A 23,946-nucleotide genomic window follows, 5' to 3' on the forward strand; every position below is an offset into this window, starting at 1 on the left:
TTTACGCGGCCGCGCGTCTCGGGCTTTCGGCGGCTTCGAGAGCGGACTGGATCGTCGTCAGGAACTGGCCGGTCGCCCGCTGCCACGAGAAGCGCGAGCCCAGCAGCGCCGCGTCCTCGCGCCGGACCGTGAGTGCGGCCGCGATCGCCCGTTCCAGCACCGCGTCCACCGCGCCTGCCGGAGCGCGAAGGCCTTCGTCCACCCCGCATCCGTCGCGGCCGAGGATGTCGACCGGGCCGGTTACCGGATAGGCGGCGACCGGGGTGCCGCAGGCCAGCGCCTCGATCACCACGAGGCCGAAGGTATCGGTAAGGCTGGGGAACACGAAACAGTCGGCCGCGCGGTAGGCGCTTGCCAGTTCGTCACCCGAAAGCGCGCCGAGGAACAGCACGTCCGGATAGCGCCGTCGCAGGCTTTCCAGGGCGGGGCCGTCGCCGACCACGACCTTGCTGCCGGGCACGGGTGCGTCGAGGAAGGCTTCGAGGTTCTTTTCCGGCGCCACGCGGCCGACGTTCAGCAGGACCGGGCCGGGCAGGGCGGCCATCGCCGGGTGCCGCGTGCCATGCGGGTGGAACTGGGCATGGTCGATGCCCCGGCTCCAGCGGCGGGTGTGGGAGATACCGCGTCCGGCGAGTTCGCGTGCGAGACTGTCGGTCGATACCAGCACGGCCTGGCTCGGGGCGTGGAAGCGCTGCATGATCGGCCAGAACCGCTCGGCGCTGAGCCCGGTGCGCACGGCGGCATATTCGGGGAAGCGGGTGTGGAAGGCCGAAGTGAACGGCACTCCGCGCGAAAGGCACCAGCCGCGAGCGGCCCAGCCGATCGGGCCTTCGGTGGCGATATGGACGATCTGCGGCTGCGCCTTGTCGAGCATCCGGCGCACCCCGAAGCGCGGTGCCATGGCCAGGCGGATCGAGGCATAGCCGGGCATCGGCACCGTGAAAAACCGGTCTGGAGTGAGGGTTTCCACCTCGTGCCCCAGCCGCACCAGTTCATCGAGCGTGGCCGAGAGCGAGCGGACGACGCCGTTGACCTGCGGCAGCCAGGCGTCCGTCGCCAGGGTGAGCTTCACTCCGCCGCCTCGGCGCGGATCGCCTCCACGCCATCCGCCGTGTGGCCGCCGGTCTCGGCGATCCAGTCGACGATGGCGATATGACCCTGGAGGTCCTCGACCAGCGCGGTGCAGCTCTCCACCCAGTCACCGTCGTTGTAATACGTGATGCCGCCGAACTGGCGGATCTCGGCGCAGTGGATGTGGCCGCAGACCACGCCGTCGAACCCGCGCGAGATCGCCTCGTTCGCCACGGCTTCCTCGTAGCTGCAGACGTACTGGACTGCGTTCTTCACCTTCTTCTTCATGTAGGCGGAGAGCGACCAGTACGGCATCTTCAGCTTGCGCCGCACCGCGTTGAACACGATGTTTGCCCGCAGCAACGCGCCGTAGGCCTTGTCGCCGAGGAACGCGAGCCATCTGGCGTAGAGCACCACGCCGTCGAAGGCGTCGCCGTGAGTGACCAGCAGGCGACGACCGTCGAGCGTTTCGTGCACCGCTTCAAGCACCAGTTCCACGCCGCCGAACGTCAGTCCTGCATAGTCGCGCAGCATCTCGTCGTGGTTCCCCGCGACGAAGACCACGCGGGTGCCCCGGTGCGCCATCTTGAGGATGCGGCGGATCACCTCGTTATGGGCATCGGGCCAGTACCACCCCTTGCGCAGGCGCCAGCCGTCCACGATGTCGCCTACGAGATAGAGCGTCCTGCATTCCACCGAGCGCAGGAAATCCACCAGCATCTCGGCATTGCAGCCGCGCGTGCCGAGATGAACGTCGGAGATCCAGATCGTCTCGTACTTGCGTTTGGGCCGGAAGCCTTTCGGGTCCGGCAGGTCGAGCCAGGCGGGAATGTTGGTGCCGGCAAAGGCGCCTGCATTGTCGCCGGTGGTGCGTTCGAGAAGGGTGTCCACGTCTTTCCGCATCGGTTGCGCCCCCGTTCCAGTTGCCGGGATATTCCCACTTTCGCGTTGCGGCGCGGTGACGGTTGCGGGTCACTTCGATGACAGGCGGGTTCGGCCCGTGTTTTCATGGTGATGTCACCGATATGTCACCTGTTCGTCACACTGGCGCGGCAAGTAGCCGCCCGTAGCTAATGCGCAGGGGGCCATGCGGCGGATCGACATATTGCTGGCGAGCGAGCTTTCCGGGGGCCATGCGGCCTTTCGGCACGACGATTTCGACGTCCTCCTTCACCGCTGGACCGACTTTGCTGAGCTTCCGCTGATCGAAGGCGCGCTCTGGGTCTTCATCGACTGGGTGCTGCCCGAAATGTCGGGCCTTGAGCTGTGCCGCCGCCTGCGGGCCGACAGTCTGACCTCGCATGCACATGTCACGATCGTGCTGGAGGAAGACAACGTCGATGATCGCAAGCGTGCGCTGCGCATGGGCGCGGATGACTACATGGTAGGTCCGCTGACCCGCTCGGCCCTGCTGGACCGGGTGCTGGGCGCCAATATCAGCGAGCAGGACACCGCCAACGGCCGCGTCCTCGCGCAGGGTGAACTGTCGGTGGATGTCGCGGCGTTCCAGGCGCGCTGGCAGGGCAGGCCGATCTCGCTGATGCCCAACGAACTGCGGCTGCTGCGCTACTTCATCGAGCATCCGGGCCGGGTCTTCACCCGTACCCAGCTGATCGCCGCGCTGGGCAAGCAGGAGCCGCCAGTGGACGAACGCACGGTGGACGTCTGGATCGGCCGCCTGCGCCGCGCGCTGAAGGGTGTGGGTGCGGGCAATCCGCTGCGCACCGTGCGCTCCCTGGGCTACGTCTTCGACGCGATCTGAGCTGCCGGACGAAGCCGAGGGCTCGCCATCTGCTGCCGAGGCGGCGTCTTTACGGCTCCGCCGTCCCCCGCAAGGCGAAAGATTTACCTCGCGAGGGCGCGGAAACCGCAGGGATCGTCAGCCCAGCAGGCCCGCAGTCTGGGCAAGAAGCCAGAGGCCGATCACCAGGAACAGCAGCGCCGCGATCGTGCGCACCACGTTCAGCGGGACGCGCTTGATGATCTCGTTGCCGAGGAACACCGCGGGCACGTTGGCCAGCATCATGCCGATGGTAGTGCCGGCCATGACCGGGAGCACGCTCTGGAAACGGGCGCCCAGCGCGATCGTGGCAAGCTGGGTCTTGTCGCCCATCTCGACGAGGAAGAAGGCGATGGCGGTGGCCACGAAGGGCCCGAAGCGGCTGGGCTTGGGCTCGTCGTCTTCGTCGAACTTGTCGGGGATCAGCGTCCATGCGGCCATGGCGATGAAGCTGACCGCAACGAGGTAGCGGAACCACTGGCCGTCGAGGAAGGCGGAGGCCTGCTCGCCGACCAGCGCTGCGAGGAAGTGGTTGGCGAGCGTCGCCACGAAGATGCCGCCGACAATGGGCCAGGGGCGCTTGAAGCGAGTGGCGAGGACGATCGCAAGCAATTGCGTCTTGTCGCCGATTTCGGCGAGCGCGACCACGGCGGTGGACGTCAGCAGGGCTTCCAAGTGAATTCTCCGGGCCGGGCAACAGACAAGACAATAGCGCGGCAGAACCCGCCCGGCCGGACGGAACTGCAACGCCATTGGTCTCGCCCGGACGGATTTTCCGTCCTCCTGTGCGCCATGGTCTCTCGACCAAGTATGTTGACGACAGGTCCTGCTGGTCTTGTCCGGGCGATGGCCGGGGCAAGGGGGCGCAGGCGGCTACTCCCCAGATGACAAGCCGGCCCTTAGCGCGGGCGACCGGTGCTGGCAAAGAAAAAAGGACCGGCCGCATCGCTGCGACCGGTCCGTCAGTTGCCGTAGGGAGGGCAGGCGCCTCCCTGGTGAGATCGTCAGAACTTGGCCGTGGCCGAAAGCGAGAAGACCCGGCCGAGGGCGTAAGTGTTGAAGTCCACGCGGCCGTCCTCGAAGGTCTGGTATTCGAGGTGCTTTCGCCCGGTGAGGTTGCGGCCTTCGAGCTTGAGTTCCAGTTCCCTGCCGGCCAGTGCGATCCCCTGGCGCAGCACCACGTCCACGCGCAGGCCGGGGTATTCGATGACGTCGGGCTGGCGGATGCTGCCCACCAGGCCACGGCTGACCGAACGCTTGCTGGCATAGCTGAGCAGGATCGTCTGCTGCGAGAGGCCGGAGGTGTCCTCCATGCCGAGCTGGAAGTTGAGCAGGTGTTCCGACTGCCCGGTGAGCGGCGCGCCGTTCTGGAAGTAGTCGCTGGCAAGCTGGGTCGTGCTGGCGCCGTAGATGTCGGTGGTGTCTTCCGCGCCGACCTTCAGCTTCGACTTGGTGTAGGTGTAGTTGCCGATCAGCACGAGACGGCGGTTCTCGAAGAAGGCGCCGCCGATCGTATCGAGATCGACGTTCTTCTGCACTTCCAGCTCGCCGCCGTAGAGGTCCGCCGCAGGGGCGTTGGCGTAAGTTGTGATGAAGCTTTCGGAGCCGGCGAGGATCGATTCGATCGGGTTCTTGATGTGCTTGTAGAAACCGCCCACCGAAACGCGCTGGTCACGCGCGAAGTACCATTCGAAGCGGGCCTCGGCGTTGGTGAGCTGGCTGTCCTTCAGGAACGGGTTGCCGCGATAGGTGCGGTTGCTGTCGGGATCGTAGAAGTTCTGGTAGACCAGCTCGCGGAACTGCGGGCGGGCGATCGTCTTCGAGCCGTTCACGCGGACCTGCATGCCGGGCTCAAGCTCGTAAGTGAGCGTGAGGGCAGGCAGGAAGTATTCCTTCTTGAGGCCGGTGGTCGGCGTGGCCACCCCGCCGACCGGGCGAAGGACGGTCGTCTGCTTGGCATATTCCCAGCGCACGCCGGCGTCGATCGAGAGGCTGTCGGTGATCTGGCCATCGACCTTGCCGTAATAGGCATGGTTGAGCAGGCGGGCATCGAACTGGCCGACGTTGGCGGTCAGGTCACGCAGTTCGAGGTTGTAGTTGATGCCCGAGGCATCGTTCAGATACCACATCCCCGGCTGCAGCAGCACGTCGAGCCGCAGCAGGCCGAAAGCCTGGATCAGCGACTGGTCGCCGCTGGCATAGACGCCGAACTGGCGGTTGGTGTTGGTGCGCCGGTTCAGCTGATAGGCATAGCCGGCGGTGCCGCGCCAGCCGTCGAAGAACTGGCGCGAGACGTCGACGCCGGCCGACCACACGTCCTCGCTCAGGCGCGAGAAGCTGATCGTGGTGGGATCGACCGCCCCGGTGCCCATGGTGTTGACGAAGTTTTCGCCGAACTGGGTGCCGTCGTTGGTGCGGATATATTCGGAGTCGATCTCGAACGGCGAGAGGCGCTTGGAGTTGGCAAAGCCGGCGCGTACGTCGATCGAGGTCTTGTCGTCCGGCTTGAACTCACCGGTGAACTGGGTGTCGAGCAGCGCGCGTTCGTACCAGGCGGTCTTCTGCGAGATGTAGTCGACGTCCTGGTTGCTCTCCTGGTGGCCGGCGCGAAGGCGCGTGAACTTGCTGGTGTCGTGAATGTAGAGGTTGGTCCAGCGGATGGAGTTGTCGCCCCATTCGAGGCCGAGGCCCAGCATGCCGTTGACGATGATCCGGTTGTCGGTGCTGACCGTGCGGTAGTCTTCCCAGAGATTGTCCGGGTTGGCGCTCAGCCCCTGTGTAAGCTGCTGCACGGCATCGCGGGTCTGGGTCTTGTTCGAGTAGCCGGCCGCCGCGATCACGCCCAGCGTGGCGTCGCCGAGTTCGGCGCGCGTACCCGCCGAAAGATCGGCCGAGAAGTTCGGCTGCATCTTGTCGACCTTCTGGACCACCGAGTTGCGGCCCCGGAACAGCGTGCTGCCGATTTCAAGCGCCTGGTCGCTGCCCGAGCCCATCACGGTGTCGCTCTTCAGGTAGGCCTTGAGCGGGGCGGGAAGCGAGCGGTTGCCGTTGTCGTAGCCGGTCCAGTCGGTCTGGCTGCCGTAATAGGTGTAGCCCAGCTTGTTGGTGGTTTCGGTATCCCAGCCGATGCCGCCGCCGATGGTCAGGAAGCTTTCTTCCGGGATAGACTTGGTCGTCAGGTTGATGACGCCGCCGCCGAATTCGCCGGGGAAGTTGGTCGAATAGCTCTTCTGTACCAGCGACGAGGCGATGATGCTGGTGGGGAAGAGGTCGAGCGGGACGACACGCTTGAGCGGCTCGGGGCTGGGCAGCGGCGAACCGTTGAGCAGTGCGAGCGAGTAGCGGTCGCCGAGGCCGCGAACATAGACGTAGCCGTTGCCGACCACCGAAAGGCCGGTGACGCGGCCCAGCGCGCCGGCAATGTCGCCTTCGCCGGTGCGCGCGATCTGCTCGCTGGAAAGGACCGAGATGACCTGCGGGGCCGTGCGCTCGATGTTGCGGCTGCGCTGGCCGGTAACGATGATCGCACCGCCCGGGATCGAGACGTCGGGCGCCTCTTCTCCGGCCGCCGCGTCATCCGCCGGTTGAGTGGGAACGGCGCCGGCAATGCCGGAGGCGGGAGCGGAAGTGCTGTCCTGTGCCCACGCCGCGGTCGGCGCGAGCAACGCGGTGGAGAGCAGCAGCGTGACGAGCCGCGGCTTGATCATGGATTGTCCCCCTGGAACACGTAACGGATGCGATCGGATCGGATGCGAACGGGGGGCGGCCAGCTTGGACCGCCCCCCTTTGTTATGCTGCGGGCGGTCGGATCAGACGGTGGGCACTGCGGTGCAGGCGCTGTTCGATCCGAGGTTCGCGTTGGTGGTGTCGCAGGTCCAGCCGCGATACCAGGTGTCCGAAGCGTCCTTGACCGCGCCGATATAGGTGACGTTGGTGAAGAAGCTCGAGAGCGTGGACAGGCTGGCGTAAGCCGGGACCGCGGTTTCGCCGGCGCCGTTGACGAACGTGCTCGTCAGCGTCGAGGTGAAGGCGGCGTTGTTGTTGGTGCCGGCGTTGAATGCGGCCTGGACGGCGGCATTGTCGTAAGTGCCGGTGCCGAGGAAGGCGCCGGTGCCGCCGCAGGTCATCACCACCGAGTGGGCGGTGAGGGAGGTCGCGGCAGAGCCGCCTGCGGTGGTGCCGTTCTGGCGGAGGCACTCGTTCGTCGGGGTGTAGACCACGCCGTTGACGAGAGTGACGTCCGAGTTGCCGCGGAACAGCATCGAGGCCTGGTTGCCGCTGTTGCCCGAGCCCACGCTGGTCTGGACGGCGGTGAAGTTGGCGACGGTGATCTTGGTGCGCGGATCGTCGGCTTCGTTGCCGTTGCTGTCGAACTCGAGGAACGAGTCGCCGGCGTTCGGCTTCTGCACGATCAGGGCGAACTGGACGTTCGCCTGGACGCCGGTGTCGAGGTCGAGGCTGTCATCGTCGGCATTGATGGCGACGTAGTGCTTCAGGTTGAGCGCACCGCCGAAGAATTCGGAGCCGTCGTCCGAGCTGTTCACCGACTGGATGTATTCGAGCTGGGTGCCGCTGCCGATGCCGCCGCCGGTAAGCGACTGGAGTTCGTTGCCCGGAGCGAGCGAATAGCCCGAGAAGCGGATCTGCACGTACTTCATGCTGCCGGCGTTGTAGGTGTTGTCCTGGCCGCCGAAGTTCGCGGGATCTGCCGCGCCTTCGGTCACGCGCTCGCAGTTGTTGCCTGCGGTGGTGCCCATGCCGGTCGAGCAGTCGGTGATCTCGCCGCGCCCGAGCAGCACGACGCCGCCCCACTGGCCCATCGAATCGTTGGTGTTCGAGCCCTGGATGTTCTGGAGGCTGGTGAAGATGATCGGCAGTGCGGCGGTACCTTCCGCCATCAGCTTGTTGCCGCGGTTGACGGCGAGCCAGGCCGGAGCCGAGGTGCTGTCGCCATAGACGATCGCGCCCGGCGCGATGGTCAGCGTCACGTTCGTGTCGGCGCTGAGCGTCCGCGCGCCGCAGGCGACGGTCGTGGTGGCGAACGTCGAAGTTGCGGTCGGCGCCTTGAAGCCGCCGTCGCAGCCCACGTCGACGCGGCCGTTGAGGCGATAGACCACGCCGGTGCGCTTGGGCAGCGTCGAGCTGACGTTGACCAGCGCGGGCAGGGTGCAGACGCGCCAGCTGCCTTCGGGGCCTTCGATGGTACCGTCGTTGCTCAGCACGAGGCCGCCGGTGGCCGCGGTGCCGGGGCACTCCGCCGCTGCCTCGACCAGGCCGGTGCCCGGGGTCGGGGTGGGCGTGGGAGCCGGGTTGTTGATGTCCACGTCGATCGAGCCGGCGCCCGGCGAGGAGATGTCGTCGGCGCCGCAGCCGGCGAGAGCGAGTGCGCTGCAGCCCAGAAGCAGCACGCCATGAATGGTCTTCACGTGAATTCCCCCGTTGGTCAGGTCGGAACGAGACGGCGAGTCCGCCTTCGCTGAGCGCGGGGTCTAGGGCTGAGGGGTGACAGTTTGTTGGCGATACCGTGACAGAAATCTGCACTTATACGACGACAGTGTGACCATGAGGGGCAAGTGAGGCTCCCGGCGGGTGCGACTCGCGGTTGTCGGGCCGGTTCACACGTCCATTGCAGTTTTATGACAGTAACGTCATTTTCTTGCGGAGCGACTTGGCTGGGCGGATGTTGCTGATAGTCCACAGATAGAGAAACGGGAGAACCGCCATGTCCCTCACTGCCCTTGCCGCCACCCTCATGCTCAGCCAGGCCGCCGCCACGCCGATGACCGATGTGCCGCGCAACGACCGCGTGGAAGTGGCCTATACCGAGCTTGCGGCCGGGAATGCGGATGCTGCCGTGCGCAAGCTGGAGGGCTCCGGCGCGGCCCGGTCGGACGATCCCGCCACCTTGATAAATCTCGGTACGGCCTATGCCGCCAATGGGCAGACCGAAAAGGCGATAGCGGCCTATCGCGCCGCTGTCGGCAGCTCGGATCGCTACGATCTGCAACTGGCCGACGGCAGCTGGGTCGATTCGCGTGCAGCTGCCCGGCTGGCGCTCAACAACCTGCTGCGCGCCAATGCGCGGGCGTCTCGCTAGGCGATTTCGAAATTAAATCGTTCTAACTTCGGGAGCTACCGAATTTTCCCCAAGGAATTGGCGGATACTGGCCATTTTGAGTACCCCTGAAGTATAAGGGCTCATGCGCAGAGGGATGGGCGCAGGCTGGGATCGCTGAACGGAAATCGGGTGTGACGATTGCAACATGGCTGTCGATTTGGCCGTGTTGTCGTCACACTTCTGTCATCAGGATGGAGCACTGCGCCCTCATACGGAGGGCATGGTGATTCGATACGCTCAGTTTCAGATCCGCAATATGCGCGGTCTTTTCACGATTTTTGCAGCTGCTTTCGGTCTTGCACCGGCAATCGCCCATGCACAGGCGGGCACGCGCGCCGATCCGGCCGGTTCCGGCCCGATCGTGGCCGCGCTCAGCTGGCTCCAGGGGACGCTGCTCGGCAATGTCGCCACGGCGGTTGCGGTCATGGCGGTTGCCGCGGTCGGCTTCATGATGCTGACCGGCCGCATGAACTGGCGGTTCGGTGCCACGGTCATCATCGGCTGCTTCGTGCTGTTCGGCGCGGGCGCGATCGTGACCGGCATCCAGTCGGCGGCGGGCTGAGGACGGCTGATGAGCCTCGCCCGCTATCCGGTGCACCGCGCGCTCACCCGCCCGCAGATGTTCGGGGGCGTGACGTACAGCTTCTTCATCATCAACGCTGCGGTGACGACGGAGATATTCCTCATCACCAAGAGCTTCTGGGCGGTGCCGGCGGCGATCGCAATTCATGGCGCGGGATACCTCGCCTGTCTTCGCGAGCCCCGGGTGTTCGACCTGTGGATCGCCAAGGTCAGCAAATGCCCGCGCGTGCCGAACTGGCAGCGCTGGGGCTGCAACAGTTACGCGCCCTGATCCCGGCCCGGGTACGGGTCTGGATGCGGGGAAGCGGGGGAAATAACGATGGCCGGAAACAGGAAATCGGTTCTCAAGGGTTGGGGAGCCAGGGAAACGCTGGTCGGAGACCGGCTGCCTTACCAGGCGCTGGTGGACGAGAATGTCGTGCTGCTGCGCGACGGCTCGGTCATGCTCTCGCTGATGGTGCCGGGGCTTGCGTTCGAGACTGCCGACAGCGATGAGCTCAACGCGCACGTCGCCACGCGCGAAGTGCTGCTCCGATCCTCGCTGGATGCCCGCTTCGTTCTCTACCATCACGTGATCCGCCGACGTGTGCAGATCGCGATGGGCGGCCAGTTCGAGGACCCGCTCGCCGCGCATATCGACGCGCGCTGGCGGGCCCGCACCGGATCCGGTGCGCTCTTCGTCAACGACCAGTTCATCACCCTGGTCCGCCGCCCCGCACGCGGCAAGGCAGGTTGGCCGGACAAGCTCTCGCGCATGCTCAGGAACAAGGGTTCCGCGCCGGTCGAGGCCGATCTCGCCGACGTGCGGGCCTTGCGCGCGGCCGCCTCGGCCATGGTCGCCTCGCTGGGTGCCTATGGCGCGCGGCTGCTGGGTGACTACGAAGGGCAGGCCGGTGCGTGCTCCGAAGTGCTCGAACTGCTTTCCGCGCTCTACAACGGCGAGATGCGCCCCGTGCGCCGCCCGGCCGAGGGCACCGACATCGGCCACATGCTGCCCTACCGCCGCATCAATTTCGGCATGGACGCGCTGGAGCTGCGCGGCGCGGCCAGCGCCTCGTTCGCCTCGGTCGTCAGCCTCAAGGATTATCCCGACAGCACCGCGCCCGGGCTCACCGATGCGCTGCTGCGCCTGCCTTGCGAACTGGTCCTGACCGAGAGCTACGCGCCTTCGGACCGCCAGATCGCCCGCGAGCGCATCGACCTTGCCATCCGCCGCCTGCGCTCGGCGGACGAGGAAGCCATGGCCGAGCGCCGCGAGATGTCGGCTGCACGCGATGCGCTGGGAACCGGCGCGGTCGGTTTCGGCGACCATCACCTCTCGGTGCTCGTGCGTGCCGATACGCTGGACGCGCTTGACGAGGCGACCGCGCTTTGCGCCGCCTCGCTCGCCGATGCCGGCGCGGTGGCGGTGCGCGAGGACGTCAACATGGAGCCCGCATTCTGGGGCCAGCTTCCCGGCAACGAGGCATTCATCGTGCGCCGCGCGCTGATCTCCAGCGCCAACATGGCCTGTTTCGGTTCGCTTCACGGCTTTGCGATGGGACAGGCTGGCGGCAATCACTGGGGCGATGCGGTGACATTGCTCTCCACCACCAGTTCGACGCCGTTCTTCTTCAATTTCCATCAGGGCGATCTCGGCAACTTCACCGTCATCGGTCCGTCGGGTTCCGGCAAGACGGTGGTCATGAACTTCCTGGCCGCGCAGGCGCAGAAGTTCGGGCCCCGCACGGTGCTGTTCGACAAGGATCGCGGTGCCGAGGTGTTCCTGCGGGGCATCGGCGGCATGTACAGCCGCGTTGCCGCTGGCCATCCGACCGGGTTCAACCCGCTCTCGCTGCCCGACACCGCCGCCAACCGCGCCTTCCTGCGCGACTGGCTGGGCGTGCTGCTCGAAGCGCGCGGCCCCGAGGAACTGGCGACGATCGCGGGCGCGGTGGATGCGGCCTATCACAACGATCCCTCGCTGCGCCGCCTCTCGCACTTCCGCGAACTGCTGGCCGGCGCGCGGCGCCCGCAGCCGGGCGATCTCGCATCGCGCCTCGATGCATGGATAAGCCATGGGCCAAACGGGGGAGGCGAGCACGGCTGGCTGTTCGACAACCAGCATGACCGTCTCGACCTTTCCGCCCGCGTGCTCGGTTTCGACATGACGGCGCTGCTGGAAAGCCCGCGCTTGCGCACGCCGGTCATGATGTACCTGTTCCACCGCATCGACGAGCGTCTCGACGGCGAGCCGACGATGATCCTCATCGACGAGGGCTGGAAGGCGCTTGACGACGAAGTCTTTGCCGCCCGCATCCGCGACTGGCTGAAAACGCTGCGCAAGCGCAACGCGCTGGTGGGCTTCGCCACCCAGTCCGCGCGCGATGCGCTGGACAGCAGGATCGCCACCGCGCTGGTCGAGCAGACCGCGACGATGGTGTTCATGCCCAATGCCCGCGCCCGGCATGAGGATTACTGCGAGGGCTTCGGCCTGTCGCAGCACGAGCTGGACGTCATCAAGACGCTGCCCGCGCAGTCCCGCTGCTTCCTGGTCCGCCAGTCCGATGCCTCGGCGGTGGTCAGGCTCGACCTGTCAGGGATGCCCGAAGTGCTCACCGTGCTTTCCGGCCGCGAGAGCACGGTGCGCAAGCTCGACCAGCTTCGCGAGCGTTATGGCGACGATCCGGCGGCGTGGTATCCGCGCCTGACCGGTTTCCCGTGGCCCGGCGAACCCGAAGAGGTCGAGGACGAGGACGCCTGGATCGAGGCGGCGGAGTAACCCGGCCATGAGCACCGCCTGCGAACAGCTCACCGAAGTCGCATCCGCCGGGGTCGCCCCGGCGCTGCGTGCCGTCGATTGCGTGGCCAACGAGATGGCCTCGGCCGCGTTCGGCCGCCTGTTCGGCGCCGAGGGGGCGATGGCCCCGGTGCTGACCATCCTGCTTACCCTCTACATCGCCTTCTTCGCGATCTCGCTGCTGACCGGGCGCTCCAGCCTCGGTATCTCGGCACTGACCCCGCGCATGTTGACGCTGGGCCTCGTACTGACTTTCGCGACGAGCTGGATCGCCTATCAGGGCGTGGTCTGGAAGCTTGCGGTAGGCGGCCCGGACTGGATCGCGTCGCTGCTGATGGGCGCAAAGGGATCGGCCACGCAGATCTTCGGAGACCGGATCGACGTGGTGTTCAACGCCATTGCCGAAGCTTCGCAGAATGTAGGCCAGAATGCGGGCCAGAACGGCGGGGATGCGGCACAGGGTGCAGCTCAGGGCGGCGCAGCGGCCAAGGCGGCCGGTGCCGCAGGGCTGTTCTCGCCCGATAGCGTGATGTGGATGGGCGCGCTTATGCTGCTGCTCGGCACCGTCGGCGTGCTGCTGACAGCGCGCATCGCGCTGGCCATCCTGCTCGCGCTCGGGCCGATCTTCGTCGTCATGGCGCTGTTCGGCGGCACGCGCGGACTTACCGCCGGCTGGCTGCGCGGTGTCGTGCTCACCGCGACGACGCCGCTCTTCGTCGTGCTTGGCGGCGGCATCACTCTGGAACTGCTGGTGCCGATCGTCTCGGCGCTGGTGCAGGGCGCGCAGCTCGGCGAGATCGACGGCCGTGCCGCCATGGCGCTGTTCGTGGTGGCGGCCGTCCATCTCGCGCTCATGGGCATGGTGCTCAAGATCGCCGGTACGCTGGTGTCCGGCTGGCAGGTATTCGGCCTCGCCAGCCCCGAACGCTCGCGCACAGGGCGCGACAACGTGGCGCCTCCCGCACCGGTTTCCGTCATCGGCGGGCAGGTCCAGCCCTTTGCTCCGACTGCCGGCCAGTCCCGCACGGCGGCGGTCTCGGCGGCGAGCGCGGCGGCCATGGCGCCGGTTCCCGGACAGGACCAGGGCACGACAGCGCATTCAAGCGACCGGCGAACCGTGATAACGCAAGTCTCGGGCGGCGGAGTCGAGCCGCTGGGTTCGAGCAATGCATCGCGTGCGCGCGGGATCGGCAGCCGGTTCCGCCCGTCCAACGATGTGGCATCAAACAGCACTGGCCGCGCACCGGCCAAGGAGAAGTTCACATGATTCGCGCCCTGGCCGCGACCGCCGCCGCCCTTGCCTTCGTGCAGGCCGCTGCCGCACAGGCGGACGAGCGCCTCGTCGAACATGCCTTCACCGACAACGAAGTCGTGCGGATCGACGGGAAGACCGGCGTTCAGGCGACCATCGCCTTCGGCAGAAACGAGGCGATCGAGAACGTCGCGGTGGGCGATTCGCAGACCTGGCAGATCACGCCGAACAAGCGTGCCGATCTCCTGTTCGTGAAGCCGCTGGAAGCCAGCGCGCGCACCAACATGACGGTGGTGACCAATCGCCACACTTATTTCTTCGACCTCGTGGCCTCGCCCAAGGCGCGCGCGCTCTACATGCTGCGCTTCACGTACAAGGACGAACCGGCCGAAGCGGTGCCGGGCGCGGTTGGGGCACCGGCGATGGCCGGGCTCGATCCTGCCGAACAGGCGCTGGCGGCGGGCGATCCGGCCGCGACGCCGGTGGATGCCGCCGCGCTCAACTTTGCGTGGAAGCGCACCGGTCTTGCCAAGCTCCAGCCCTCGCGGGTCTATGACGACGGCATTTCGACTTATCTGCTCTGGCCCGACAATACCGCCGTTCCCGCAATCCTCGTGAAGAACGAGAAGGGCGACGAAGGCCCGGTGAACTACGCGGTACGCGGGCAGACCATCGTCATCGCCGAAGTGCCGCGCCAGATCATCCTGCGTTCGGGCAAGGCCGTGGCCACTCTTGAAAATGCACGGTCGGAAGCGGCGCCCGGCATCTCCGCGCCGCCGGCAGCGGCAGGCGGGACGGCCGCCGTCGCCCAGGCCGCACCGGCAGCGGCCCCCACGGCCTCCACCACGATCGCCGCTTCATCGAACGGGAACTGACACATGGCGCCCAACTCCTTCCTGCGTGAGAAGCTCGATTCCACCGAGGCCGCCGACCCGCGCGACGGTGAAGGCGCACAGGTCATCGACCTCGCCAGCCGCAATGTCCTGCCGCAGGTGACGCAGCGCAAGAAGGCGGACGGCCTCGGCCTTGCCGCGGGCGTGCTGATCGTTGCCGCGCTGGGCGGCCTTACGCTGTGGTCGATGGATTCGGTGCGCAATTCGCCCGAAGGCCAGACCGCGCAGCCCGGCGCCGCCGCCGTTCCGCAGCCCGGCGCTCCCGCACCGGCCGTGCCCGCACCCGCCGCAGTCCCCGCGCAGCCGGTCGTACAGGGTGCGCCGCTGGCGGCTCCGGCTCCGGCGCCCGTGCTTGCCGCAGACCCCGGCGCCAATCCCGCAGCCTCGGCCAATCCCTTCGCCAATCCCACGGTGGTGTTCGATGCAGGCGGCAATGCCGTGTCCATGCCGTCCGCCGGTCCGGGGGGAGAGGCCAAGGCGGGCAACGCCAATGACGATTTCGCCGCGCGCATCGGTGGCACTGGCAGCACCGCCGCTGCCGCGCGCACTTTCGACCCGACCACCACGGTCACGCAGGGCACGCTGATCCCGGCCGTGCTTGAAACCGCGATCGACACCGACGTGCCCGGTTACGTGCGCGCCATCGTCTCCGCCGACGTGCGCAGCTTCGACGGGAAGCGCACGCTGATCCCGCGTTCCTCGCGCCTGATCGGCCAGTACAAGAGCGGCCTGACGGCCGGCCAGAAGCGCGCCTATGTGATCTGGAGCCGCGTGATCCGGCCGGACGGCGTCTCGGTAAACCTTGGTTCGCCCGCCATTGCCTTCGGCGGTGAGACCGGCCTTCCCGGCAAGGTCAACAGCCACTTCTTCGAGCGGTTCGGCTCGGCCATGCTGCTCTCCGTCGTGGGCGGGCTTTCCACGCTGGCCACCAGCGGTTCGAGCGTGGTCGTCGGCGGCGGCCAGTCGGCGGCGGCGGCAGCGGTCCAGCAGAGCGGCAGCGTCGGCCCGACGATCCGGGTGCGGCAGGGGGAGCCGATTCGCGTCTTCACCGCCAAGGACCTGGATTTCAGTCAGGTTCAGTGAGGCGTTATGGCTGACGTTCTTTCCCTGCAAGGCGCCCCGTCCGGGGTGCTCCTGCCTGACGGCGAGCCTATGCAGGTCGCTGCGCGCTCGGTCTACCTCGATGCCTATCTGGCGCCGCTGCGCCCCTGGCTTGAGCGTGAGAGCGTAACGGAGATCCTCGTCAACCGGCCCGGCGAAATCTGGGTGGAAGACGCGGCGCTTGCGGGCATGCAGCGCATCGCCTTACCGGAAATGGACAATCGCCTGCTCCAGCGCCTGGCCGAGCAGGTCGCGCGGATCAGCCATCAGGGCATCAATCGCGAGCATCCGCTGCTCTCCGCCACGCTTCCTGCCCATGGCGGGCAGAGCGGCGCGCGCATCCAGCTCGTGGGTCCGCCTGCGACACGCGCCAACTGGGCCATGGCGATCCGCCGCCACCGCCTGCTCGAACTGCCGCTGGACGCCTACGACCGCGGCCCTATCACGCCGCCCGCCGAAGAGCCCACGCCAGATGCCATGGCCGAGCCCATCGCCTTCCTGCGCGACGCGATCCGCCGCCGCCGCACGATCCTGATCTCAGGCGGTACGTCCACGGGCAAGACCACGTTCCTCAACGCCATGCTTTCGGAAATCCCGCAGCAGGAGCGCGTGGTTCTGGTGGAAGACACCGCCGAACTGCGGCTGCCTGGCGCCAACGGGGTAGGGCTGATCGCGGTGAAGGGCGAACTGGGAGAGGCCAAGGTCTCCGCCAACGATCTTCTTCAAGCCGCCTTGCGCCTGCGCCCCGATCGCATCGTGCTGGGCGAACTGCGCGGCACCGAGACAGTCTCGTTCCTGCGCGCCATCAATACCGGGCACCCCGGCTCATTCTCGACCGTGCACGCCAATACGCCGCGCGGCGCACTTGAGCAGATCGCGCTGATGTCGATGCAGACCGGAATCGGCCTGACCCGCGCAGAGACGCTGGAATATGCCGCTTCGGTGATCGATATCGTCGTCCAGCTCGATCGCCAGGACGGGAAGCGCGGCATCAGCCAGATCGCCGAAACCGCTACGCTGGTCGGCTAGGGGGTTTTCGTCATCCGCCTGCAGGCGGCGGGGGTCAGAAGTCCACGGCGATCCCGTTGCGCACCCAGTCGCCGTAGCGGGTGGGCGAAATGCCGTCCGGATCGGGCTCGGCCTTCTGCTCGGCCGGTTTCGGGGCGGGCTCGTTCGTCCAGTGGGTGGGCTTCGCGAAGCCTTCGGGACGTTGGGTGGCGCGCTGTGTCATGAAGCTCATGTGGTGGAGGTAGCGCGAAAACGCAATCCGCTATAGGGGCTGCACATGGACATTCCCGGCCTTCCCGCGCGCCGTGCCGCGCTCAACCTTATCGATGCCGTGCTGCGGCGGGGCGAAACGCTCGACCAGGCGGGCGGCTCCGCGCTGGCCCGCGTGGGCGGAGACGCCGACCGGGCGCTTGCCCGCGCCATTGCCGGCGAGGTGCTGCGCTGGCGCACCGACCTCGACGAACTGATCGACAGCGCCACCCGCCTGCCGCTCGCGCCCGACGCGAAGGCGCGCGCGGTGCTCCAGATCATGCTCGCGCAGGTACTGCGGCTGGAGACGCCCGGCCATGCGGTGATCGCCACCGGCCTGCCGCTGTTGATGGGCGGTCCGCGCCGGCTCGCGCACGGCGTGTTCTCGACCGTAACCAAGGGCGGTGCGCAGCTTCCCGATGTGCCGACCCTGCCCGAGGACGTCGCGGGCCGCTGGGGCGTGCGCGCCGAGGCGATCGCGGCGGGGCTGGCCGAGCCGCCGCCGCTGGACCTGGCGCTGCGTCATCCCGAACAGACCGCCGAATGGTCCGAGCGCCTGGGCGGAACCTCGCTGATGCCCGGCCACGTCCGCCTTGCGCGCGGTACGGCGGTGGAGCACCTCGAAGGATTCCGCGACGGCGCCTGGTGGGTGCAGGATCTCGCCGCGAGCCTGCCGGCGCGTCTGCTGGGCGCGGGTGAAGGAAAGCGGGTGCTCGATCTGTGCGCCGCGCCGGGCGGCAAGACGCTGCAACTGGCGGCGGCGGGCTGGCAGGTCACCGCGCTCGACAATTCCAAGCGCCGCCTCGAGCGCCTGCGCGACAACCTGAAGCGCATCGGGCTCGAAGCCGAAGTGGTGCAGGCCGACGTGCTGACGTGGGAGCCGGAAGAAGCGTTCGATGCGATCCTGCTCGATGCGCCTTGCACGGCAACCGGCACCGCGCGCCGCCATCCCGACGTGCTCCACCGCATTGGCGAGCGCCAGATCGAGGACATGACCGCGCTTCAGGAGAAGATGCTGGAACGCGCTTCGGGCTGGCTCAAGCCGGGCGGGCGTCTGGTCTATGCGGTCTGCTCGATGGAGCTGGAAGAGGGCGAGGAACAGGCCGAGAAGGTTTCGCTCACCAGGGTTCCGGTCACGGCCTCCGAATTGCCCGAAGGACTCGTACCCACGGCCGAGGGCTGGGTGCGGACCGATCCGGGGATGCTGGCGGAGGTCGGCGGGCTTGACGGGTTCTTCGTTGGCCGCTGGCAGAAATAAGCACGGGAAGTTCCGGGGGATGATCCCCCGGACCTTCGCCATATCGATATTGGCGCGCCGCTATCCGCGGCGCGCAGGCTTCATGGTTTCAGGCCGCGACGGCGCGGCGGCGGCGCCAGAACACCAGCGCTCCGAGACCCAGCGCGAACAGGCCGACCATGCCCGGCTCCGGCACGTCGGTGCTGCCGCCCGAAGTGCTGCCGCCAGAACTGGTCGAGGTGCCCGGATCGCCGCCCGGCGTGTACCCGCCGGTATAGGTGCCCACGTGCATCTCGCCGTTCTGCACGAGATTGCCGAACACGGCCGAGCCCTGGATGTAGTTCGAGGTCGTCGCATTGGCGCCCGGCGCGAGAACCGAGCCGCCCCATGCCGTGGCCAGCGAAAGATCGTCGGCCTCGTAGAAGTTCCAGACGACATGTTCGCCGAGGTTGGCGGTGCCGCCGAGGAAGTTGTCGTCCAGCTTGATCGACGTGCCCGAAACGTTGACGATCGCCGTGTCGGCGCCGTTGAGGTTGAACTTGATCTCGCCGATCTTGTCGAGGTCGGCGGCGGAGATGTTGAACACGGCCACGCCGTTGGCATCGGGCTGGGCGTTGAACGTGCCGGTATTGCCGCTGATCGAGAGCTGGCTGTTGGCCGTCTCGGTGCTCATCGAGTGGCTGAGCCCCTCCATCGAGGTTTCGATGAGGCTCTTCTGCTGGGTGAGGTTCTGGGCGAACTGCGGGTCGCTGGAGGCGAGGCCCGAGGTCACGGTGTTGTTGTTGACGTTGGTGTTGCTGATCGTGCCGCCCACCAGCACCGTCTGTGCCGCGCCGTTGAGGTTGAGCCCGCTGTTGACGTTGCCGCCGACAACCGCGCCGGAGCCGTTGTTGAGGTTCTTGTAGCCGCCGTTGACGTCGCCCACCACCGTCAGCCCCGGCGTGCCGGTGCTGGAGGCGGGCAGGGCGGTGATCTGGTAGTTCGAGGCATTGCCGTCGAGATTGCCGCCTACGAAGGTCCGGCCCTCCACTTCCGACGAGGACGTGAGATCGCCCAGCACCACGAGGTTCCAGGTCTTCAACACGTCGATCCCGGCGATCATGCCCGAGGAGGCAAGCACGGGGCTGGCCGCGAAGGCGACGGCGGCAACAGCAACGGAAAGTGACAGCTTGCGGAGACGGGACATGTGCGGGACTCGCCAGAATAACGGAGCAATGAGCGAGCTAAGTACTTGTCCCGTGTGTTTTGGATACTGCCCGTTTCGCCGTGTCTCATGGTGAGACACGGCGAAGAGTCATCCCTTGCGAACGGTTAACGCGGGCGATGTCTCGCCTTGTCCCATCCGTGGGAAGGGCCGGGCAGGGCCGCGCTTCAGGTCAGGCCTTGACCTTGTTCTGGAAGCTCTTGCGCAGCTTCATCAGCTTGGGCGGAATGACCGCGAGGCAATAGGGGTTCCGCTGGCCTTCACCGTCCCAGTATTCCTGATGGTAGTCTTCGGCCGGATACCATTCGTCGTTCTGCCTGCCGTCGGCGAAACCTTCGATCGTGGTCACGACCTTGCCGCCGTTGTCCTCGTTCGAACGGGCGATGGCGGCTTCTGCCTCGGCAGCCTGCGCATCGTCGAGCGGGAAGATCGCCGAGCGGTACTGCGTGCCCACGTCGTTGCCCTGGCGGTTCAGCTGCGTCGGGTCATGGGTGCCCATGAACACGTCGAGCAGATCGCCGTAGGACAGGACCGAAGGGTCATAGTTCACGCGGATCGCTTCGGCATGGCCGGTGTCGCCGCCGCAGACCTGCTTGTAGGTCGGGCTCGGCACGGTGCCGCCGATATAGCCGCTTTCCACGGAGCTCACGCCGATGACGTCGCGGAACACCGCTTCGGTGCACCAGAAGCACCCGCCTGCCACGATTGCCGTTTCCATGTCTGATTCAATTCCTCAAATGCGCGAAGTTTGTCGCTAGATAGGTACACTTGGATGGGTTGTCATTGGGCGGCCGGAAACTAGGTTCATTCGCGACCAGAGTTCCACGGGAGAATCACATGCGCCGCGCCCTGATCGCCCTTTCCTCGTTCCTCGGCGTTATCGCCATGCCCACCGCGGCCATGGCTGCCGAGGAGAATACCGAAGCGGAAGCCTGCAAGGGCTGCGAGGCGCTGCTCGAACTGGCCGCCTCCAGCCCCTCGCGCAAGGAAGACCGCGCGCGCGACAAGTATCGCCACCCGGTGGAGACATTGAGCTTCTTCCGCGTCGCGCCGACCATGAAGGTGGGCGAGTATGCGCCGGGCGGGGAATGGTACTCGCGCCTGCTCGGGCTTTACCTCGGCCAGCAGGGCCATCTCGTCGGACTCTACTTCAATCCCGATGCTCCGGCCTTCAAGCCCGAGACGAAGGAGGGCATCCGCAAGGGCGCGGCGGGCTATCCGGCCGATGTCGCCAAGTTCACCGGCATGCCCGCCGACAGGTTCGCCGCCTATACGCTCGGCGCGATCCCTGAAGGCGAGAAGGGCACGTTCGACGTCATCATCGTGCCGCGCATGATGCATAACCTGCTGCGCTGGAACATCGCCGGCAGCGAGTTCGCGGCGATGCGCGACCTGCTCAAGCCCGGCGGGCTGATCGGCGTGGAACAGCACCGCGCTCGTCCCGATGCTCCGGCCGACTATGCCGACGGCTCGAAGGGCTACTTGCGCGAGGCCGACGTGGTCCGCTTCATGAAGGACAACGGCTTCGATCTGGTCGCCCAGTCCGAGATCAGCGCCAACCCCAAGGACACCGCCAACTGGCCGGACGGCGTCTGGACCCTGCCGCCCACCCTGGCGCTCAAGGACAAGGACCGCGAGAAGTATCAGGCGATCGGCGAGAGCGACCGGATGACCCTTCTGTTCCGCAAGCGGGACTGATAAGGGCGCGCCGTATGACCGAGATTACCGTTGCCGCGCTCCAGTTGGCGCTCAATTCCGCCGACGAGAGCGAAAACATCGCTGCCGTCTCCACGCTGGTCGAGGAAGCCGCTGCAAAGGGCGCGCAGATCGTGCTGCCGCCCGAACTGTTCTCCGGCCCCTATTTCTGCAAGGTGGAGGAAGAGGAACTCTTCGTCCTGGCGCGCCCGACCGAGCAGCATCCTTCGGTGATCGCGATGAAGGCGCTGGCGAAGGCGTTGAAGATCGTCATTCCCACCAGTTTCTTCGAGCGCGACGGCCACCACTACTACAATACGCTCGCCATGATCGGCACTGATGGCGAGATCATCGGCACCTATCGGAAGAGCCACATTCCCGACGGCCCCGGCTACGAGGAAAAGTACTACTTCCGCCCCGGCAACGACGGGTTCAAGGTCTGGGACGTGCTCGGCACTAAAGTCGGCGTGGGCGTCTGCTGGGACCAGTGGTACCCCGAATGCGCGCGGGTGATGGCGCTGATGGGGGCGGAACTGCTGTTCTATCCCACCGCAATCGGCTCGGAGCCTTACGATGCCACGCTCGACACCAGCCGCATGTGGCGCCGCGCCATGGTCGGGCACTCGGTATCGAACTGCATGCCGGTGATCGCCGCCAACCGCATCGGCGTCGAATCGGAATGCGGTACCGAGCAGACCTTCTACGGGCACTCGTTCATCACCGACGAATGGGGTGATTACCTCGCCGAGTTCGGCAAGGAAGAGACCGGCGTGCTGGTTTCCACGCTCGATCTCGCGCGTGCGGCCAGGCACCGCGCGGGCATGGGCTTCTTCCGCGATCGCCGCCCGCAGCTTTATACGCGCATCGCGCAGGATATCTGATACAAGCCCCGGCAGTTACGGCATAATCGGGGGAGGGCAGCGGCCTTGGCCAAGCATCAGTATCTCGTCGCGCTCGGCTCCAACATGCGCCACCATCGCCACGGCGGGCCTCGCAAGGTGCTCGCCGCGGCGCTCTCGGCGCTGGGCCGGGGCAAGATGGAAGTGCTCGCCGCCTCCCCGGTGATCGAGACCGCGCCGCTCGGCCCCTCGCGCCGCCGCTACGCCAACGGCGTTGCGCTGGTGCGCAGCAAGCGCGAGCCTGACGAGATGCTGCACAAATTGCGTAAAATCGAGCACAAGTTCGGCCGCCGCCGCCTCGGTCGGGCCTGGGGGGCGCGCGTGCTGGACCTTGATCTCGTGCTCTGGAACGGCGGCCCCTGGGCGGGCGGAGAGGGCGAGGAAAGCCTTGTCCTGCCTCACCCCGCCTTCCGCGCGCGTGATTTCGTGCTCGGCCCGGCCCGGCGAATTGCCGGCACCTGGCGTGACCCTTTGACAGGTCTTACGATTAATCAGCTTCATGCCCGCTTGACCAAGCCTCGCCCTGCCCTTAGGTGACCCCTTCCGCAGCCGCTTCGCGTGCTGCGCCCGGTAACGGGGGCCCTTAGCTCAGTCGGTAGAGCAACTGACTTTTAATCAGTAGGTCGCTGGTTCGAACCCAGCAGGGCTCACCATCTTTTCCAACAGTTTCGGCAAAGGTGAGCGGGAAGCGTTGGGCGCTTCCCACCGTATTCCCCTTTTTCTTGCAGAGCTGTCGGGCCGGCGGCATTGGTCCGCTGGATGACAGCTCCGCTCCCCTCAGTAGCCAAATGAGGTCTTAACGAACGGCCGGTTTCGGTAAGCGGCCTAGCCGCCGCGAACTCCCTTTTTGGGCGTGTCCGAAGTGCCCATATAAACGGGGAGAATGCGTGCGACATAGTGGTCAGCAAGCGGCATGGTGTCCATATCTGTCCAATGACGACGATCTTTCTCGACGAGTCCGGCTATACCGGCGACGATCTCCTCAACCCCGAGCAGCCGTTTTTCGTGGTAGCCTCGTCCGTGATCGGAGATGCTGAGGCGGCCGAGCTCCTGCGGCGTTGCTTCCCCCGCTACCAAGGCGCGGAATTCAAGTTTTCCAACATTTGGAAGCGCGCTGGCCACCGCGATGGTCTACGCACGCTTGCCCGCGAAATCCCAATGCTACAGGATCAAGTTTACCTTTGGATCATCGACAAGCGCTTCTGCTTGCTCACCAAAATGCTCGATTACTTGATAGAGCCGATGGTCTACGACGCGGGGCGGGACTTTTATGCCGGGGGTTACGCCCAGCGCTTCATGAATTCCGCGCATCGCGATATCTTGCGCTATGGCTCGGACGAACTTTACAGCAGTTCGGTCACGGCATGGGACACTTTCGCTCGCGCGCCCGCCATGGCAACGATTGAACCGTTGCGGGCGCTGCTGGATGAGGTCTCTGGGACTGCCTCGTCGCCGCTCCGCGACCTATATCGTGCGGCACGGACGGGTCTCGACGACTTCCTTGCGTCTAATGAGCGCTTGGAGGATTTCAGCGACTCCAGTGAGATCCAGCTCACATCGGTTTTTTCCTCCGTTATTTGGTGGCGGCAGCACCGGCCGGAGGACTTCGACCTCGTCCACGACGAGTCGAGCAATTTCCTGCGCCAGCGCGATATGTGGGGGACCATGCTTCGCGATGATTTTGTGTCGCCGCCGATGCCGCAAGGCAACGGCACGCTGGTCGAGTTTCCGCTACGGGTCAGGTCTACGGTGTCGGCGTCGTCGCACGCATCGCCAGCGATCCAGCTCTGCGACGTTCTCGCGGGGCTCGGCGCGAAGTTCGCGCCAGCGTTGCAGGGGCGCGAGAGTGATCCGTTCCTTCTCGAGCTCATTGAACTGGGTGCTGGCGCCCTAACCTACAGCGGCGTGATGCCGCACGACGCGTATGCCGAGGGTCCGCCGCCACGACGCGACGGCCCAGACATGGTTGACCGTATGGTCGAACTGCTCGACCCGCAACTCACGAGTATGCTGGTCAAGCGGACGGGCTTTGAGGCGGGGCGGCCCGATTAAGCGCGGGCCATTGCTTAGTGCCTATG

General features: G+C 66.4%; 22 protein-coding genes, 1 tRNA gene and 1 riboswitch. Of the genes, 15 read left to right on the plus strand and 8 right to left on the minus strand.

The window, feature by feature from the left end:
- Nucleotide 1: 1 nt before the first annotated feature.
- On the minus strand, nt 2–1,072 hold the full coding sequence (locus U9J33_RS05810; RefSeq protein WP_185997863.1) for a glycosyltransferase family 4 protein: 1,071 nt from the start codon (nt 1,070–1,072) through the stop codon (nt 2–4).
- Entirely contained in the window at nt 1,069–1,974 is a 906-nt protein-coding gene (locus tag U9J33_RS05815; protein ID WP_324698496.1) for a UDP-2,3-diacylglucosamine diphosphatase, read from the minus strand. The genes U9J33_RS05810 and U9J33_RS05815 overlap by 4 nt, the downstream gene beginning before the upstream one ends.
- 184 nt (nt 1,975–2,158) lie before the next feature.
- Between U9J33_RS05815 and U9J33_RS05820 the strand changes: the two genes are divergently transcribed.
- Nucleotides 2,159–2,833 carry a response regulator transcription factor gene (locus U9J33_RS05820; protein ID WP_054440211.1) on the plus strand — a complete coding sequence of 225 codons (675 nt, stop codon included), beginning with the start codon at nt 2,159–2,161 and terminating at the stop codon, nt 2,831–2,833.
- Nucleotides 2,834–2,950: 117 nt separating this feature from the next.
- On the opposite strand, the gene U9J33_RS05825 is transcribed toward U9J33_RS05820, so the two are convergent.
- The 3 genes from U9J33_RS05825 to U9J33_RS05835 form a co-directional block, all read right to left on the minus strand.
- The gene (locus U9J33_RS05825; protein WP_054440213.1) at nt 2,951–3,526 is read right to left on the minus strand and encodes a TMEM165/GDT1 family protein; all 576 of its coding nucleotides are present in this window, start codon (nt 3,524–3,526) and stop codon (nt 2,951–2,953) included.
- 89 nt (nt 3,527–3,615) lie between these two features.
- A riboswitch (yybP-ykoY riboswitch) is annotated at nt 3,616–3,746 on the minus strand.
- Between the two features lie 109 nt (nt 3,747–3,855).
- On the minus strand, nt 3,856–6,558 hold the full coding sequence (locus tag U9J33_RS05830; RefSeq protein ID WP_324698499.1) for a TonB-dependent receptor domain-containing protein: 2,703 nt from the start codon (nt 6,556–6,558) through the stop codon (nt 3,856–3,858).
- Between the two features lie 102 nt (nt 6,559–6,660).
- The gene (locus tag U9J33_RS05835) at nt 6,661–8,277 is read right to left on the minus strand and encodes a hypothetical protein (protein WP_054440217.1); all 1,617 of its coding nucleotides are present in this window, start codon (nt 8,275–8,277) and stop codon (nt 6,661–6,663) included.
- A gap of 296 nt (nt 8,278–8,573) precedes the next feature.
- On the opposite strand from U9J33_RS05835, the gene U9J33_RS05840 reads away from it, so the two are divergent.
- From U9J33_RS05840 to virB11, 8 genes are all read left to right on the plus strand, one after another.
- Nucleotides 8,574–8,948, plus strand: coding sequence for a tetratricopeptide repeat protein (locus tag U9J33_RS05840; protein WP_185997860.1), 375 nt, complete (start codon nt 8,574–8,576; stop codon nt 8,946–8,948).
- A gap of 277 nt (nt 8,949–9,225) precedes the next feature.
- Entirely contained in the window at nt 9,226–9,531 is a 306-nt protein-coding gene (locus U9J33_RS05845; RefSeq protein WP_324698502.1) for a TrbC/VirB2 family protein, read from the plus strand.
- 9 nt (nt 9,532–9,540) lie between these two features.
- Nucleotides 9,541–9,822: a type IV secretion system protein VirB3 gene (locus tag U9J33_RS05850; protein ID WP_054440221.1), complete on the plus strand. Its 282-nt coding sequence runs from the start codon at nt 9,541–9,543 to the stop codon at nt 9,820–9,822.
- A 48-nt stretch (nt 9,823–9,870) separates the two neighbouring features.
- A complete protein-coding gene (locus U9J33_RS05855) occupies nt 9,871–12,312 on the plus strand; it encodes a VirB4 family type IV secretion/conjugal transfer ATPase (protein WP_324698504.1) in 2,442 nt (813 codons plus the stop codon).
- A 7-nt stretch (nt 12,313–12,319) separates the two neighbouring features.
- The gene (locus U9J33_RS05860) at nt 12,320–13,597 is read left to right on the plus strand and encodes a type IV secretion system protein (protein ID WP_324698506.1); all 1,278 of its coding nucleotides are present in this window, start codon (nt 12,320–12,322) and stop codon (nt 13,595–13,597) included.
- Nucleotides 13,594–14,457: a TrbG/VirB9 family P-type conjugative transfer protein gene (locus tag U9J33_RS05865; RefSeq protein ID WP_324698508.1), complete on the plus strand. Its 864-nt coding sequence runs from the start codon at nt 13,594–13,596 to the stop codon at nt 14,455–14,457. The genes U9J33_RS05860 and U9J33_RS05865 overlap by 4 nt, the downstream gene beginning before the upstream one ends.
- Nucleotides 14,458–14,460: 3 nt before the next feature.
- Entirely contained in the window at nt 14,461–15,558 is a 1,098-nt protein-coding gene (locus U9J33_RS05870) for a TrbI/VirB10 family protein (protein WP_324698510.1), read from the plus strand.
- 6 nt (nt 15,559–15,564) lie between these two features.
- Nucleotides 15,565–16,605, plus strand: coding sequence for a P-type DNA transfer ATPase VirB11 (gene virB11, locus U9J33_RS05875; RefSeq protein WP_054440227.1), 1,041 nt, complete (start codon nt 15,565–15,567; stop codon nt 16,603–16,605).
- Nucleotides 16,606–16,639: 34 nt separating this feature from the next.
- Here virB11 and U9J33_RS05880 read toward each other — a convergent pair whose 3' ends face one another.
- Nucleotides 16,640–16,807, minus strand: coding sequence for a DUF1674 domain-containing protein (locus tag U9J33_RS05880; RefSeq protein WP_082370498.1), 168 nt, complete (start codon nt 16,805–16,807; stop codon nt 16,640–16,642).
- Between the two features lie 54 nt (nt 16,808–16,861).
- On the opposite strand from U9J33_RS05880, the gene U9J33_RS05885 reads away from it, so the two are divergent.
- Entirely contained in the window at nt 16,862–18,091 is a 1,230-nt protein-coding gene (locus U9J33_RS05885) for an RsmB/NOP family class I SAM-dependent RNA methyltransferase (protein WP_324698513.1), read from the plus strand.
- 88 nt (nt 18,092–18,179) lie between these two features.
- Here the strand turns inward: U9J33_RS05885 and U9J33_RS05890 are convergent, their stop codons facing one another.
- Nucleotides 18,180–19,256 (minus strand): choice-of-anchor A family protein, encoded by a 1,077-nt coding sequence (locus U9J33_RS05890; protein WP_054440229.1) that lies wholly within the window; start codon nt 19,254–19,256, stop codon nt 18,180–18,182.
- Nucleotides 19,257–19,446: 190 nt separating this feature from the next.
- The gene (gene msrA / locus U9J33_RS05895; protein WP_324698515.1) at nt 19,447–19,992 is read right to left on the minus strand and encodes a peptide-methionine (S)-S-oxide reductase MsrA; all 546 of its coding nucleotides are present in this window, start codon (nt 19,990–19,992) and stop codon (nt 19,447–19,449) included.
- Between the two features lie 119 nt (nt 19,993–20,111).
- On the opposite strand from msrA, the gene U9J33_RS05900 reads away from it, so the two are divergent.
- From U9J33_RS05900 to U9J33_RS05920, 5 genes are all read left to right on the plus strand, one after another.
- Nucleotides 20,112–20,972: a methyltransferase gene (locus U9J33_RS05900; protein WP_324698517.1), complete on the plus strand. Its 861-nt coding sequence runs from the start codon at nt 20,112–20,114 to the stop codon at nt 20,970–20,972.
- Nucleotides 20,973–20,986: 14 nt separating this feature from the next.
- Nucleotides 20,987–21,850, plus strand: coding sequence for an N-carbamoylputrescine amidase (aguB, locus tag U9J33_RS05905; RefSeq protein WP_324698519.1), 864 nt, complete (start codon nt 20,987–20,989; stop codon nt 21,848–21,850).
- Nucleotides 21,851–21,895: 45 nt separating this feature from the next.
- The gene (gene folK, locus U9J33_RS05910; RefSeq protein ID WP_054440232.1) at nt 21,896–22,405 is read left to right on the plus strand and encodes a 2-amino-4-hydroxy-6-hydroxymethyldihydropteridine diphosphokinase; all 510 of its coding nucleotides are present in this window, start codon (nt 21,896–21,898) and stop codon (nt 22,403–22,405) included.
- A gap of 40 nt (nt 22,406–22,445) precedes the next feature.
- Nucleotides 22,446–22,521 (plus strand) — tRNA-Lys (locus U9J33_RS05915).
- A 280-nt stretch (nt 22,522–22,801) separates the two neighbouring features.
- Nucleotides 22,802–23,920 (plus strand): DUF3800 domain-containing protein, encoded by a 1,119-nt coding sequence (locus U9J33_RS05920; protein WP_324698521.1) that lies wholly within the window; start codon nt 22,802–22,804, stop codon nt 23,918–23,920.
- Nucleotides 23,921–23,946: the final 26 nt, after the last annotated feature.

Source organism: Novosphingobium sp. RL4, assembly GCF_035658495.1.
Lineage (GTDB): Bacteria > Pseudomonadota > Alphaproteobacteria > Sphingomonadales > Sphingomonadaceae > Novosphingobium.